Annotated in this window: 12 protein-coding genes; 10 read left to right on the plus strand and 2 right to left on the minus strand. The window is 71.0% G+C overall.

What is annotated here, in order from left to right:
* The first annotated feature begins 25 nt into the window (after positions 1-25).
* From OG906_RS18285 to OG906_RS18330, 10 genes are all read left to right on the plus strand, one after another.
* Positions 26-1,285, plus strand: coding sequence for a MinD/ParA family protein (locus OG906_RS18285; protein WP_329444144.1), 1,260 nt, complete (start codon positions 26-28; stop codon positions 1,283-1,285).
* A 22-nt stretch (positions 1,286-1,307) separates the two neighbouring features.
* A complete protein-coding gene (eccCa, locus tag OG906_RS18290; RefSeq protein WP_329444145.1) occupies positions 1,308-5,282 on the plus strand; it encodes a type VII secretion protein EccCa in 3,975 nt (1,324 codons plus the stop codon).
* A gap of 35 nt (positions 5,283-5,317) precedes the next feature.
* Entirely contained in the window at positions 5,318-6,736 is a 1,419-nt protein-coding gene (locus OG906_RS18295) for a DUF6177 family protein (RefSeq protein ID WP_329444147.1), read from the plus strand.
* Positions 6,737-6,853: 117 nt separating this feature from the next.
* Positions 6,854-7,186, plus strand: a complete 333-nt coding sequence (locus OG906_RS18300; RefSeq protein WP_267797350.1) for a hypothetical protein — start codon at positions 6,854-6,856, stop codon at positions 7,184-7,186.
* Between the two features lie 43 nt (positions 7,187-7,229).
* The gene (locus OG906_RS18305; protein WP_267797349.1) at positions 7,230-7,541 is read left to right on the plus strand and encodes a pore-forming ESAT-6 family protein; all 312 of its coding nucleotides are present in this window, start codon (positions 7,230-7,232) and stop codon (positions 7,539-7,541) included.
* 28 nt (positions 7,542-7,569) lie between these two features.
* Entirely contained in the window at positions 7,570-8,010 is a 441-nt protein-coding gene (locus OG906_RS18310; RefSeq protein ID WP_329444150.1) for a DUF6507 family protein, read from the plus strand.
* Positions 8,007-10,895, plus strand: coding sequence for a hypothetical protein (locus OG906_RS18315; RefSeq protein ID WP_329444152.1), 2,889 nt, complete (start codon positions 8,007-8,009; stop codon positions 10,893-10,895). Before OG906_RS18310 ends, OG906_RS18315 begins: the two co-directional genes overlap by 4 nt.
* Positions 10,892-11,746: an immunity 49 family protein gene (locus OG906_RS18320; protein ID WP_329444154.1), complete on the plus strand. Its 855-nt coding sequence runs from the start codon at positions 10,892-10,894 to the stop codon at positions 11,744-11,746. Before OG906_RS18315 ends, OG906_RS18320 begins: the two co-directional genes overlap by 4 nt.
* Before the next feature lie 11 nt (positions 11,747-11,757).
* Complete coding sequence (locus OG906_RS18325; RefSeq protein WP_329444157.1) at positions 11,758-11,889, plus strand: hypothetical protein; 132 nt, start codon at positions 11,758-11,760, stop codon at positions 11,887-11,889.
* Complete coding sequence (locus tag OG906_RS18330; protein WP_329444159.1) at positions 11,886-12,008, plus strand: hypothetical protein; 123 nt, start codon at positions 11,886-11,888, stop codon at positions 12,006-12,008. Before OG906_RS18325 ends, OG906_RS18330 begins: the two co-directional genes overlap by 4 nt.
* Positions 12,009-12,320: 312 nt before the next feature.
* On the opposite strand, the gene OG906_RS18335 is transcribed toward OG906_RS18330, so the two are convergent.
* Positions 12,321-13,100: a DUF4232 domain-containing protein gene (locus OG906_RS18335; RefSeq protein ID WP_329444161.1), complete on the minus strand. Its 780-nt coding sequence runs from the start codon at positions 13,098-13,100 to the stop codon at positions 12,321-12,323.
* A 142-nt stretch (positions 13,101-13,242) separates the two neighbouring features.
* Positions 13,243-13,860 (minus strand): TetR/AcrR family transcriptional regulator, encoded by a 618-nt coding sequence (locus OG906_RS18340; RefSeq protein WP_329444163.1) that lies wholly within the window; start codon positions 13,858-13,860, stop codon positions 13,243-13,245.
* Positions 13,861-14,153 lie beyond the last annotated feature (293 nt).

The following is a 14,153-nucleotide window of genomic DNA, read 5'->3' on the forward strand; positions in this document are numbered from 1 at the left end:
CGGAAGAAGAGGGGCAGGGACAGACATGTCACAGGCAGACAACTGGCAGGGCGACGTCCTGCGGGACCTGAGGGGCGGCGGCCGGCAGCCCGCCCCGCAGGGCGGGCCCGGGCCCGCCGGGCAGGGCGCCACCCCGCCGCCCCCGCCCCCCGGCCCGGGGCAGGACCCCGCGCGGCCCGCCGCCCCGCAGGCCCCGGCCCCGCAGGCGGCCCCGTACCCGGCCCCGCAGGCCCCGCACCCCGGCGGTCCACACCCCGACGGCGGTCCCCGGGTACCGTCCGCCGCCCCACGGCCGCAGAGCCACGCCCAAGCCCACGCCCCGGCCCCCGGCCCCGCGCACCCGGCCCCCGCCCGCGCGGCCCGTACCCCCGACTCCCGCCCCGCGGTCGATCCGAGCCTCGCCGCGGCGAGCCGCAAGCCGCGCAACGGCGAACCCTTCACGGCCCGGGCCGCCCGCGCGATCTGGCGAACCGTTTCCTCGTCCGTGGCCCGCGAGGTCGCCGAGGTCTCCCGCATCGCCGAATCGCTCCAGCAGCCGGTGACCACCGGCCGCCAGATCGCCGTCACCTCCATTCGCGGCGGCGCCGGCAAGTCCACCGTCGCGGCCCTGCTGGGCACCACGTACGCCCACTACCGCCAGGACCCCGTCCTCTTCGTCGAGGCCGACCCCGCCCTCGGCTCGCTGCCCATCCGGCTCGGCGCCGAGTCACTGCGCTGGACCACCGGGGACGTCGCCGACATCGTCCAACCGCAGATGTCGCTGCTCGACATCACCGGCTACCTCGTCCAGCTCCGCGACAACGCCTGGCTGCTGCCCGGCAGCCAGGGCCAGATCGGCGCCATGCTGGACTTCCGCTCCTACGAACGCGCCATGGTCGCCCTGCGCCGCTACTTCGGCGTCACGGTCGTCGACTGCGAGACGCTCCCCGCGGAAGTGGCCCGCGTCGCACTGACCGCCTCCCAGGCCTGCGTCCTCACGACCCCCGCGACCCTCGACGGCGTCGCCAGTACGCACGCGGTGCTCCAGTGGATGCAGGGCCTGCCCCCGCACGTGATCGGCGGCACCGTCGTGGTCCTCACCGAACAGGCCCCGCACTCGGGCATCGACACTGACGAGGCGGTGCGCACGCTCGCGTCCACCGGGACGAGCGTCCACGTCCTGCCGTACGACCGCCACCTCGCGGACGGCGGCGAGATCCGCACCGACCTGCTCGCCCAGGCGACCAGGACGGCCGCCACCCGCATCGCGGCGGACGCGTTCCGGCTTTCCCAGAAGCGCCACTGACGGACGACGACGGACGACTTAGATGAGCACCCGACTGATCCACCGCCCGGCCCGGACGGTCAGGCCCCCCGCCGCCTCCGAGGCACGCGTCATAGAGGCACCGCCCAACCTGCCCGAGGGCAAGGCGGGCAACATCGCGATGTCGCTGCTCCCCGTGGCCGGCGTCATGTCGTCCGTCGTGATGATGACGGTCGTCCGCAACAGCCAGTTCGCCGCCCTCGGCGCACTCATCCTCGTCGTCACCATCATCGGTTCCGTCGGACTCGTCTTCTCCCAACGCGGCAAGGCCCAACGCACCCGACGGACCCAGCGCGAGGCGTACCTCGCCTACCTGGAGGACCTCCGCGAGGAACTCGCCGCCGAGGAACGCGAGCGCGGCGAACGCGCCGACGTGCTCAACCCGCCGCCCCACGCGCTCTACGACATCGTGCGCGACCCGGCCCGGCTGTGGGAGCGCCGCCGCGTCGACGCCGACTTCCTGCGCGTGCGCGTCGGGACCGGCGAGATGCCCGTCCGCGACCTCCGCATCGCGGAGCAGGGCTCCACCGTCCTCACCCCGCCCGACCTCTTCATGCTCAACGAGGCCTCGGCCCTGACCACCCGGTTCCGCAACGGCACCGAACTCCCCCTCACCGTCCCCCTCGACCGCGTCGGCAACGTCACCGTCATCGGTCCCCGCGAGGACTGCCTGCGCGTCGCCCGCGCCCTGATGGTGCAGACCGCCGCGGCCCACGCACCCGACGACGTCGCCATCGCCTTGGCCGTGCCCGGCGACCGGCTCGACGACTGGGACTGGGCCAAGTGGATGCCGCACCTGCTCGACACCGAGCAGCTCGACGGGCCCGTGGCCGCCCGCCGGATCGCGCCCTCGGCGTCGCAGCTCGCCCGCCGGCTCGGACCCGAACTGCGCCGCCGCGCCTCCTACGCCGCCGAGGTCCGTCGCGGCCTGTCCGGCAAGGACGCCCTGTCGATGACCTCCCGGCTGCTCGTCGTCGCCGACGGACACGGCGAGGACGCCGTCGAGCTGCCGCGCCCGGACGAGGCCGTCGGCCTGCGCGAGATGGGCGTCACCGTCCTGCACCTGCTCGAACAGCGGATCCAGGAACCCGGCCACGTCGGCGTACGGATCACCGTCGACGGGGACCGGGTCCTCATCGAGGACCTGCGCGAGGAGGAACCGATCAGCGCCCACGGCACCGTGGACGAGGTCGGCATCCCCTTCGCCGAGGGCCTGGCCCGGATGCTCGCGCCGATGCGGCTGTCCGCCGAGTCCCTGATCGACGCCCCGCTGTCCGGACCCGTCGACTTCGCCGACCTGCTCGGCATCGACGACGTGGCCCGCCTCGACCTCGACCGGCTGTGGGCGCCGCGCGGCGAGCGCGCCTTCCTGCGCGTGCCCATCGGCGTGAGCGACTCCCGCGAGCCGGTCCTGCTCGACCTGAAGGAGTCCTCCGAGCTGGGCATGGGCCCGCACGGGCTGTGCGTCGGCGCCACCGGCTCCGGCAAGTCCGAACTGCTGCGCACCCTCGTGCTCGCCCTGGTCGCCACGCACCCGCCGGAAGACCTCGCGCTCGTCCTCGTCGACTACAAGGGCGGCGCGACCTTCGCCCCGTTCGCGGACCTGCCGCACGTCGCCGGTGTCATCACCAACCTGGAGAACCAGGCCGGTCTCGTCGAGCGCGTCCACGCCTCCCTCGCGGGCGAGGTCAAGCGCCGCCAACAGGTCCTCAAGGACGCCGGCAACGTCGCCGACATCGGCGACTACGCCGCGCTGCGTGCCGACCGGCGACCCGACCTGGAACCGCTGCCGCACCTGTTCGTCGTCATCGACGAGTTCGGCGAACTCCTCACGGCCAAGCCCGACTTCATCGACCTCTTCCTGTCCATCGGCCGGATCGGCCGCTCCATCGGCGTGCACCTGCTGCTGTCCAGCCAGCGCATCGAGGGCGGCAAGCTCAGGGGCCTGGACACCTACCTCTCCTACCGGCTCGGCCTGCGCACCTTCTCCGCCGACGAGTCCCGCACGGTCCTGGACACCACCGACGCCTTCCACCTCCCCCCGCTGCCCGGCTTCGGCTACCTCAAGGTCGACACCAGCCACTACGAGCGCTTCAAGGCGAGCTACGTGTCCGGCGGCTACCGCGGACCCGTCCGACGGGCCGAGGAAGAGGACACCGGCCCCCTCGCCCTGGAGTACGAGGCGTTCAACACCCTCGCCGACCTGGAGAACCAGGGTCCGCAGGAGCCCTCCGCCCGCCGCCGCGAGACCGGCCCCACCGAGATGGGCGTCATCGTCGGACAACTGGAGCACGCCGCGGCCCCCGTACGCCGCATCTGGCTGCCGCCGCTGCCCACCGCGATCGCACTGGACACGGTCGCCGGCCCGCTGGACGCCGGCCCGCGCGGGATGCAACTCGCCAAGCGACGGGGCCGGCTCACCGTGCCGCTCGGCCTGCTCGACGACCCGACGAAGCAGTGGCAGGGCGAGTGGTACCTCGACCTGACCGTCGCGGGCGGCCACGCCGCCGTCATCGGCGGACCGCAGTCCGGCAAGACCACCCTGCTGCGCACCCTCGTCCTCTCCCTCGCCCTGACCCACACCCCGCGCGAGGTCGGCGTGTACGGCCTCGACCTGGTCGGCGGCGGCCTCCAGGCCCTGTCCGGTCTGCCGCACGTCGGCGGCATCGCCGGCCGCGCCGACCGCGAGCGCGCGGCCCGTACCGTCGAAGAGGTACGGAACATGCTCGCCACCCGCGAGGACCTCTTCCGCGACCACGGCATCGACTCCGTCGAGCAGTTGCGCACCCTGCACGCGGCGGGCCGGCTGCCGCAACTGGCCTCCGCCGAGATCGTCCTCGTCATCGACGGCTTCGGCGCGCTGCGCGACGACTTCGAGGAACTCGACGACGCCGTCGTGGACATCCTCAAGCGCGGCGGCGGCTACGGCATCCACGTCGTCGCGGGCATGCTCCGCTGGAACGACGTCCGCATCGCCACCCAGTCGAACTTCGGCACCCGGGTCGAGCTGCGGCTCAACGACCCCGGCGAGTCCAGCATCGAGCGCAAGCTCGCCGAGACCCTCTCGCCCGACGAGCCGGGCCGGGTCCTCACCGACGGCAAGCTGTTCGCGCAGGTCGCGCTGCCCCGCACGGACGGCCTCGCCGACCAGGCGGAGCTGGGCGCGGTACTGGAGCGCACGGCCCGCCAGGTGCGCGCCACCTGGAGCGGCGAGGCCGCCCAGCCGGTACGGGTACTGCCGCACGTCCTGGAGCCGCACCTGCTGCCGGGACCCGCCGTCGAACCCCGCCGGGTGCCGATCGGCCTCGACCAGACGGCACTGGCGCCCGTCCTGCTGGACCTCTTCGCGCACGACCAGCACCTGCTGGTCATGGGCGACAGCGAATGCGGCAAGACGAACCTGCTGAAGACCATCGCGGCCGGACTCATCGAGCGGTACGGCGAGCAGGAGCTCGTCTTCGCCATCATGGATCCGCGCCGCGCCCTGCGCGGGGCGATCCCCGAGGAGTTCAACGGGGGCTACGCCTACAACGCCAAGATGTGCGCGGGACTGGCCGCGGGCATCGCCACCGAGCTGGAACGGCGGATGCCCGACGACAGCGCCCCCCTGGACGACCTGGAACCGGGCAGTTGGGGCGGCGGTCCCCGGATCGTGGTCCTCGTCGACGACTACGACGTGCTCACCACCGCCGGACAGTCGCCGCTCGCCCCTTTCCTGCCGTACATCCCGTCGGCGGTCGACATCGGCCTGCACTTCGTCCTGACCCGCCGTGTCGCCGGCGCCTCGCGCGGCATGTACGAGCCGCTGGTGCAGGGCCTGCGCGAGTCGGGGGCCTCGGCCGTGGTGATGGCGGGCGACCGCAGCGAGGGCCAGCTCTTCCCCGGTGTGTACGCCTCGCAGCAGCCCGCCGGCCGCGGTGTGCTCGTCCGACGGGGACAGACCCACCGCCTGATCCAGACCGTGTACACGCCCGAGTGACGAAACCGCCAGACCCCTAAGGACCGTACGACCCCATGACCAAGGACGTCATAGCCCTCACCCCGCGGATGCCCGACGCCTGGAGCGTGCTCGCGGGGCTGCTCTCCGGCGGCCCGGACAAGCTGGTGGACATCACCGGCGAGGGAGCCGTCGTACAGCTCTGCGACCCGCGGGGCCGGCCACTGGTGGCCGTCGAGGCACCGATGCTCGTACAGGTCCCCGGCGAGGCCACGCGGCTGTTCGCAGCCGTGGAGCCGCCGGTGCCGTTCTGGTGGACCGAGGCCCGCGCCACCACCGGAGTCGCGGAGGCCGAGCTGCTGGCGGGCACCTTCGCGGCCCGGGTCGCCGCACTCGCCGGCGGCACGGCCTGGCCACCGGAGGCCGCGCTGTCGCTGGCCGTGGTCCCGGCCGAGGGCGTGGACGTCGCCCCCGCGCCGGCCGCGGCGCAACCCGCCGTGGACGTCCTGACCGACAAGGTCGCCGTCGTCATCATGGACCGGCCCGTGGTCGCGATGACGGCCTGGCTCGCGGACGCCTTCCGGGCCGCCGCCGCCTCGGAGCGCGGGCTCCAGATCGTCAGCCCGGCGGGCAGCACCCTCACCCCGGCCGTGCGCGACGCCCTGCCCGGCTGGCCCTCGCGCTGGGTGGTGCGGGACGAACGGGACGGCTACTTCGACGGCCGCTCGGGCGCCGTGCTGCGCTGGCAGGAGGGCATGTTCGCGACGGTCGTGCACCCGGACGCGACCGAGGACGATCCGCGCACCCCGGTGGCGGCCTCGTTCCGGGAGTTCACGGACACGGGCGAACGCCAACTCACCGTCTCCTTCCGTACGGTCCACCCCGCCGACGACCGGCTGGTGCTCGGCGGCGCCCTGGAGACGGTCTGGCGCGAGCTGACCGGCGAGGCGCCGGCCGGCTGGTCGACCGCCGAACCCGCCAACCTGCCCTGGTCACCCGCGCGGTTGACCGACGTCGCGCACGCGCGGTCGCCCGAGCCGAGCTGGTTCGTGGTCGTCGGCAGCCCGGAGCGGCCGGGCGTCGCCGGTGTCCGGGTGACCCGTACGAAGGCGGGCGTGGAGGAGGACGTCACCCTCGCGTTCGGCTACGGGGCCCACGAGGAGCCGCCGTTGGAGGCGCTGCCGCGGCTCGCGGAGGCCCTCGCCACCCGCCACCCCTTGCGGTCGATGCTCGTACAGTTCCGCAAAGCACGCCGTGACCTGGCGGTACCGGCCCGCTTCGAGGGACCCGGAGTGCCGTTGGCGTTCGTCCTGGGATCCGAGGAGGTCCGGGCGATGCCGGGCGACCGCGCACGACGCACGCCGCTGTCGGTGCAGCCGGTCACACTGGGACCGAAGGCCCGCCCGGCGCTGTACTACCCGTTCCCGGGGGATCCTTCGGACCTTTCGGGATGGACCGACTTCGAGCGGCTGGTGCGACACCTGAAGGGGGAGTGACGGGGGCCGCGGGTTTGTCAGGCCTTTGTCACAGGAAGCCGGTTGCTGGTTGCACTAGCGACGTGAGTTGATAGAAATGAACATACTTACGGTCATCCGAGTGTGCGGGGGAGTGGAATGAAGTTCGACATGGGGACGCAGGTTCTGACGAGCCTGATGTCGGGGTCGCGGAACTCCAGTACCGACCTGGGGACGCTGATCCAGCAGTTGATCAATGCGGCGCAGCCCCTGGAAGGCAAGTTCAACGGCCAGGGCAAGGTCGCGTTCGACTCGTTCAAGCTGCGGTCGGACGGGATCACGAAGGAACTGAACGCCTCGCTGTCGGCCATCCTGGGCGGCCAGTCCGGCATGGAGAAGGCCTTCGGGACCGGCGACCAGGAGCACGGCGACAACGCGCGCACGCAGATGGGCGCGGGCAACTTCGACGCGGCCCGGTTCTCCGGCCGCTGATCCTCTTCAGAACCCTTCAACCACACGGGGAGTGTGATGTGTGATGGCCGGTGACACGGACCGTCGGTCCTACGACACGGGTGCGTCGACCGAGGCGCAGGGCAACATCCAGGTGGTCATCGGCCAGTTGGAGCAGGTGATCGCGGCGCGCGAGGCGCAGGTGAGCGCGGCGATGTCGGACTTCGCGGCGGACGGCGTGGCGGACGACTACCACGCCAAGGAACTGCGGTGGAAGAACGCCTCGCAAGAGGTGAAGAACATCATCCGGCTGCTCAAGACGACGCTGGAGAAGAACGACGCGACGGCGCAGCAGACGCTGGCGCGGGCCAAGGCCGCGGTCGACAACATCGGCTGAGCGGGGTTGTCGGAGCTTCGGGGGAGCCATGACGTCGTGGGACATCAAGCCGCAGGGTGTGCAGAGCCAGCTCAAGCTCACCGGTGAGCGGGCGGGTGATCTGGAGAAGGCGCTGAACAAGCTGATGTCGGACATGTCGGAGGCCGCGTACGCGGCCGGCACGGCGATTCCGGGATCGGCCGCCAAGCTGCCCTCACCCACCATGCAGGGCCCGGTGGCGACGGGGCAGGTGCCCCTGTCGCACCGCGGCAGCACGGGCCCGGTGGGCGCCGCGCTCAGCCAGTACCTGGAGAAGCGGCAGACGGACCTCAAGTCCATGGTCGACCGCATCCAGGCCGCGGTGCTGGGCGCGGCCAAGGCGACGAACGAGTACGTCCACGGCGACCTGGAGGCGGCCAAGGAGGCCCAGGACGCGGCGAAGAACGTGCGCCTCGACCAGCTCAAGGAAGCCGCGGGAGGGCACAAGTGAGCAACGCCCCGGTCGATCCGGCGAACGTTCCCGTCTTCACGGGACAGCTGTCGGTGCTGGACGAGAAGGTCAAGGCCCTGTCGGCGGACGGCGGCGCGCTGGCCAACGCCGGCTCCTCGGTCCACACCACCTTCGGCGGGATGTCGGCGTACTACCAGGCGCCCGAGGCCGAGCAGTTGTTCGCGGTGACGAAGCCGGTCGTCGACATCACCATGTCGTTCAGCGGCGACATGTGCACCATCGCGGGAGCGCTGGGCACCTACGCGCAGGAGATCCGTCCTCTGGTGAAGAGGATGGAGGAACTGAAGGCCGAGGCGGCGTCGTTCAAGTCCAAGGTCGCCGGCGACGAGGACTGGATCGAGGACGGGGATCTCATCGACGAGAACCTCGAACGCCGGAACAAGATCGCCGAGGTGTGGACGCAGTTCCAGGCGGCGGAGCGGCACGCGCACGACAAGATCGTGGCGTTGGTGTGCGGAACGCCGCTGAAGGTCAACGACGGCTCCAACGGCGAGGGCATGTACGGCTATGACGCCGAGGCCCTCAAGCATGCCAAGACGCTCCCGTGGGGCGATGCCGTGGAGGAGTCCGTCCCGGCCTGGCAGGTGTGGGAGCACGCCTACGACTTCGGCAAGGGCCTGATCGTCGACGGCGTGTGGGGCACGATCAAGGGCCTGGGGACGCTGGTCGGCTTCGACGGCTGGGACGCGGCGGGCCAGGCGTGGACGGGGCTCGGGAAGCTCGCGACGGGTCTGGTGATCGCCTCGGTCCCCGGCGTCTCGACGGTGTTCTGGCTGGCGGACGACAAGGACCTGCCGCCGTGGATCCGTGATTCGCGCACGGCGATGAAGGAGACCGGCAAGGCGCTCCTCGCCTGGGACCAGTGGGGTTCGAACCCCTCGCGGGCGGCGGGCGCGGTCACGTTCAACGTGTTGACGACGGTGTTCACCGGCGGCGCCGGCGGTGCGGCGGCGGGCGCGGGCAAGGCGGGCCTCGCGGCCAAGGCGATCTCGTTGGCGGGCAAGGCCGGCCGGGCGATCGACCCGATGACGTACGTGTTCAAGGGTGCCGGGGCCGGCGTCTCGAAGATCGGCGATGTGATGGCCGGTCTGAAGGGCATGGGCAAGATCGAGCTTCCCAAGATCGACGAGGGCGCGTTCAGCCTGCCCGAGGGCTCTCTGGAACTGCCTGACGGAACGATTCAGCTGCCCAAGGACACCCCGATACCCGAGGGGGCCATCAAGGTCTCCGACGACACCATCAGACTCCCCGAAGGAACCGCCTCCCTGCCCCCGGGCACCGTCAAGTGGCCCTTCGACGGCCCGGCGAAGTACGCCGACGAGGCGGGCAACCTCTACAAGGAGGACGGCAGCCTCTACCAGAAGGCCGACCAGGCCCGACCGGAACCGTCCCCGAAGATCGACACGGGCGCGAACACCCCCAGGACGGAGGTCCCGGTCCGCCAGGAGACCCCGGTCCTCGCGGGAGTCGGCGCCCGAGGCGGCGACGACGTCATCCGCCTCGGCAGCGACATCTCCGAACCGGTCCACGCGGTGGACAACGGCGCCCACGGCGGCCCCCACGGCTTCGACAACACCCCCACGGGCCGCGCCGGCGACCACACGACCCCAGGCGGCCACGCCCCGGACGGCACACCGCGCAACGACCTGGACCACACGCCCCGGGGTGGCCACGGCGACACCCCGTCCACGGCGGTTCCCCACACGGACGGTCCCGCCTCTGCGGCCACCCACACGGACGGTCCCGGCGGGACGGGCCACACCGACGGCCCGGGCACGGGCGGCGGCCACGCGGACGGTCCGGGCACGGGCGGCACCCACCTTCCCGAGAACCCCGGTGCGAGCGGCCTGGACGACGCGGCGCGTACGGGCGATGACGCCACGCGCACGGGCGATGGCGCGGCTGACGATGCCCCGGTCACTCGGGAGCCGGTGGAGCGACCCAGCTTCATGCAGGACGGCGACAACCCCTACGGTCCGCCCGGGCATCTCAGCGACACCCAGATAGAGGAGATCCAGGTATACCGGGCGAACGAGGAACCCGGGTACTTCGACGAGTTCTACAAGATAAACGGGAATCGCAAGAGCCTCGATTTCACGGACGCAAGCGGCACCACGCCTCCCCAGCTCACCAGGGTGGACGAGAATTCACCCTGGATTCTGTCCAAGAATGCCCCGGCGCCTCCGTCCCCTCACTACCTCGACCCCAAATACATCCACCAGGACCCGAGTTCAGTGGCCGACCCCTCCCGGCTCGCCGGTCTGCGGGACGCCACGCGCAAACGCTTCTATTCGATTTGGACGGACCAGCTCGCCGACACGTTCAAGCGTGAAGCGCAGGACAATCATGCGCTTCACGGTACCGACGACACCGCTCGCGAAATGGCGGAAGGCCGTGAGGCATACCGCCAGTACCACAAGGCGATGATCGAGGAGACCGGGGCCTACGGCGAGTATGTCGCGGAGCATCATTACATCGCGGAGCACCACCCCGGGGCTGTGAAGGAGCCGCTCCACGGCCCCAAGAACGGCAACGACCAGTTCGACCAGGTGTGGCGCACGGCTGACGGACGGTACGTCGTGGTCGAGGCGAAGAGCAGTGTGAAGACGGACCTCGGCGGTCGTAACCTGCCCGATGGGCGCAGGGTTTCACAAGGTTCTCAGGAGTATTTCCAGGACATAATCGCCGAGATGTATGAGCGCGGAAAGAAGGTCAAGAGCGAGAAGGACCTCGCGCGTGCACTGGAAAAGGCCGCAGAAAACGGCACCTTGGACTATGTGCTCGTAAAGGGGGACCCGAACGGTCTCCAGTACACTGGGTACCAGTATCAGCGCTTTGACATCAGCAAGGGGACCCTTCGGTGACTGTAGTTGTCAGCAGGCATTTCGCGGCGGGTGTCACGGAAGAGGAATGGGTCGAGTCCCTCGGCGAATACCTCACGGAGGACATCGACGAACTGGAGCAGTACCCGCACTCGCTCGGACGGGTATTCAACAGCGCACTGCTGCATCTCGGAGCCCGCTGCACCGTCGATCCGCGCGCCGCGAAGTTGGAGACCTGGGAAGCGGTGGTCAACACCCTTCAGTTGGGTTCTGCCGTCTTCGCGACCGCTTCGGCAGAAGAAGGGTCCGTGGAGTGCATGATCAACCGTCAGGTCCGCACCCTGCCGGCCACGAGTGACGAGGCTGCCTCGACGGACCTCGGGACGTGGCTCAGCACGTTCTGGCTCGCCGTGGTGTGTCGGGATCAGACGCGGCTGACCGAACTGTGCCGATTCCCACTCGACCGGCTCGATGCCAGTGGGTTCGAGGAGTACGTGCTGCACTGGGTCGACACGCTGCAGACGTACTGGCTCCAAGGACCCGGCCTGGTGGAGAAGTTGACCCGCGCGGTGGAGATGTCGTCACCCGACGTCGCGGTGCAGGTGCCGCGGGCGATGTTGGAGGGGGTGCTGGCCCCGCCGATCAACCTCTTCTACCTGTTCATCACCCAGGACGTGGAGGGCTTCAACAAGGCTCTGGTGCACACGTTGGAGCTGCACAAGGCGTACTGGACCGCCGATGAACGATCCGAGAAGCCGGCCGGGCACCTCGCGCTGGCCCCCCTGGCCATGGCGTGCTTCGCCTTCGACGGCAAGATGCCGGTCCAGGTCGAGTCGGGCTATCTGCCGCACCACCTCCTGCACCGCTCATGGCTCGGCGAATTCCCCACGTAGGCACGGGCAGCGTGACGAGGCAGCTGCGTCGCGTCGACGTGGACGACCCGGACGTGGACGCCAACTACGAGCAACGGCTCCTCTGTAAGGGCGAGTTGTGTTCACGGGCGAGGCCGAGGAACACCTCGCCGGCCGCCGCGTGAGTGTCACGACCTACACGCAAGGCATCAAGGACGGGCCGTACTGGCACGGGTTCGCGAGCGGGGTCCTCCAGGCCACGGGGGTCATGCGGAGCGGGTTCCCCTGGCGGGAGAAGCTCTGAGATGGCATGAGAACGGAGTTCTCGCGCAGAGGCTGCTGCACAGCGAGGACGGCCACATCGCTCTTGCGGCCTTCGCATGGGACGAGAATGGCGCTCCCGTGAGCGCATGGGTGCGACCCGACGCCGAGGAAAGCGAGTGACGGTCACGGTCGAGCGCCACGGAGAGGACGGCGACTTTCCCCTCGACGTGGTCTCCGACTACCTCCCGACCCAGCTCCTGAACCGGAGCTGGGTCGGCGAGTTCGACACGTAGGCCGCCGGCATCGGTTGGCGTCGGCCGGCCATCGGCCGGAGTGCGCAGTGCGCAGTGCGTCAGAGCGTCTTGAGCGAGTCGCCCGCGTTGGTGCGGTACAGACCCACCTTCGGCTTGACGACGCTGCCCGGCTTGGCGAGCGGGAGGCTGACGCCGTCCGCGTTCGGCATGTGCGAGCCGTCGGCCAGGATGTTGATCTCGTCGGCGACGGGGCCGTTGCCGCCCGAGGGGTTGAGGTTCACGGCCGCGTACGCGGTGGCGCCGGCCCGCACCGGGTACGCCGGCGCGCCGCCCAGGCCCTCGGGGGCGGTGGCCTGGATGCCGAGCGCCGCGCCCTTGGCGCTGAAGCCGACGGCGGGGTGGTAGTCCAGGCCGCACGCGGTGGAACCGTTGTTGGTCACGGTGATCACGCGCACGGTGGCGGGCATGCCCTGCGGGGAGGTGACCTTGACGGTCAGGTTCCTCGCGGAGCACGGGTGGCCGTAGGCGTAGGAGTCGTCGGCGGCGTCGCCCGAACCGGCATTCGCCGGGGTGACCGGCGTGCCCTTGCCGGCTGTACCGGCTCCGGCGGCCGTCTTGCCGTTCGTCGAGGCGGGCGAGCCGGTTGCAGGGGGAGCGGACACGGACGTGGACGTGGACCCGGAGGTGACCGGCTTGGCGTCCGGGCCCGGCGTCGCGGTCGATCCGCTCGCGGTGGCCGAGCCGCCGCCGCAGGCGGTCAGGGCCAGGGCGAGGCCGGCGGTGGCGGCGGCCAGGGCAGTGGTCCGGGTCCGGTGGGTGGTCCGGGTCAGGTGGGTGGTCACCGTCGGGTGGATGGCGCGGGTCCGGTTGGTACGCATGTGGAGTGCCCCCGTGTGCTGCGGTCGAAGCGGGAGGTTTCCCGCATGATCACCACTGTGCCGGGAGCGACCATCGTTGTGGTCATGCCCCGCTGACGCTCCGCTGACGTACCGGAACGGGTGCGTGCCGAGGGAACGAGGACTACCCGTCCGCGGGCGTCGTCGTGAAGATCCGGTCCAGGTGGTGGCGCAGTACCTCGATGGACGACTCGGGAGTCCGCTGCCCCACGAGGATGCTGGTCCCCAGGGTGCCCGCCATGGCGAGCAGACTGATCGCCTCCGTGCGCGCGTCCACGTCCGGGTCGGCCAGACCGGCTTCCCGTGCCCCGTCGATCAGCCCGGTCACGGCGTCCTCCGCGGCGTCGGGGTTGTCGATGAACGGCTGGGCGGCCAGCGCCTCGTCGGTCACGGACAGGATCGCGTACGAACTGTAGAGCAGGTGGAAGGTACGGCTCTCCTCGTCGGTGGGCAGCGATGCCAGGAGCAGCGCCTCGACGGTCGCGCGGGGCCCCGGGGCCGGGCCCGCGGCGGCGAGTCGGGCGCCGACGCGTGCCGTGAAGCGGTCGGTCAGGTGCTGGAGCCCGTAGAGGAGCAGTTTCTCCTTGGTCTCGAAGTAGTACTGCACCAGGCGCAGGGACACGCCGGCCTCGGCTGCGACGTCGCGCATCCCGACCGCGTGCAGCCCGCGCCGTCCGGCGACCCGGACGAGCGCCTCGGCGATCTGCACCCGCCGTTCCTCGTGGTCCACGCGCTTCGGCATGTTGGGGTGTCTCCGCCCGGTCGGGGATGGGGCCCGGTCGGCGGTGGGGCCGCGGTCGGGGCCGTTTCATGGTACCGCCGTACCAGCACAGCGTCGATCGCCCCGTCCCGGCCGGATGGCCCGGCCCCGCGGGTCGGGCCGGCCCCGCGGGTCGGGCCGGGATCGGGGACGGCCGGTCAGGCCGTCAGTCCTTGTCCACCCGGGGTGGGTGGCCGCACATCTCCTCGCGGTGTCCTTCGTCGGTCGTCGTCGAACTCACCTCGTTCGAGGCCAGGTTGATTGTGCCCGGACAG

Origin of the sequence: Streptomyces sp. NBC_01426, from assembly GCF_036231985.1 — a bacterium.
GTDB lineage: Bacteria > Actinomycetota > Actinomycetes > Streptomycetales > Streptomycetaceae > Streptomyces.

Excerpts from the sequence above, each read along its gene's own strand:
- OG906_RS18310 (WP_329444150.1), top strand. The coding sequence starts at position 7,570 with ATGACGTCGTGGGACATCAAGCCGCAGGGTGTGCAGAGCCAGCTCAAG.
- OG906_RS18340 (WP_329444163.1), bottom strand. The coding sequence starts at position 13,860 with ATGCCGAAGCGCGTGGACCACGAGGAACGGCGGGTGCAGATCGCCGAG.
- OG906_RS18295 (WP_329444147.1), top strand. The coding sequence starts at position 5,318 with ATGACCAAGGACGTCATAGCCCTCACCCCGCGGATGCCCGACGCCTGG.
- OG906_RS18335 (WP_329444161.1), bottom strand. The coding sequence starts at position 13,100 with ATGCGTACCAACCGGACCCGCGCCATCCACCCGACGGTGACCACCCAC.
- eccCa (WP_329444145.1), top strand. The coding sequence starts at position 1,308 with ATGAGCACCCGACTGATCCACCGCCCGGCCCGGACGGTCAGGCCCCCC.
- OG906_RS18285 (WP_329444144.1), top strand. The coding sequence starts at position 26 with ATGTCACAGGCAGACAACTGGCAGGGCGACGTCCTGCGGGACCTGAGG.
- OG906_RS18300 (WP_267797350.1), top strand. The coding sequence starts at position 6,854 with ATGAAGTTCGACATGGGGACGCAGGTTCTGACGAGCCTGATGTCGGGG.
- OG906_RS18305 (WP_267797349.1), top strand. The coding sequence starts at position 7,230 with ATGGCCGGTGACACGGACCGTCGGTCCTACGACACGGGTGCGTCGACC.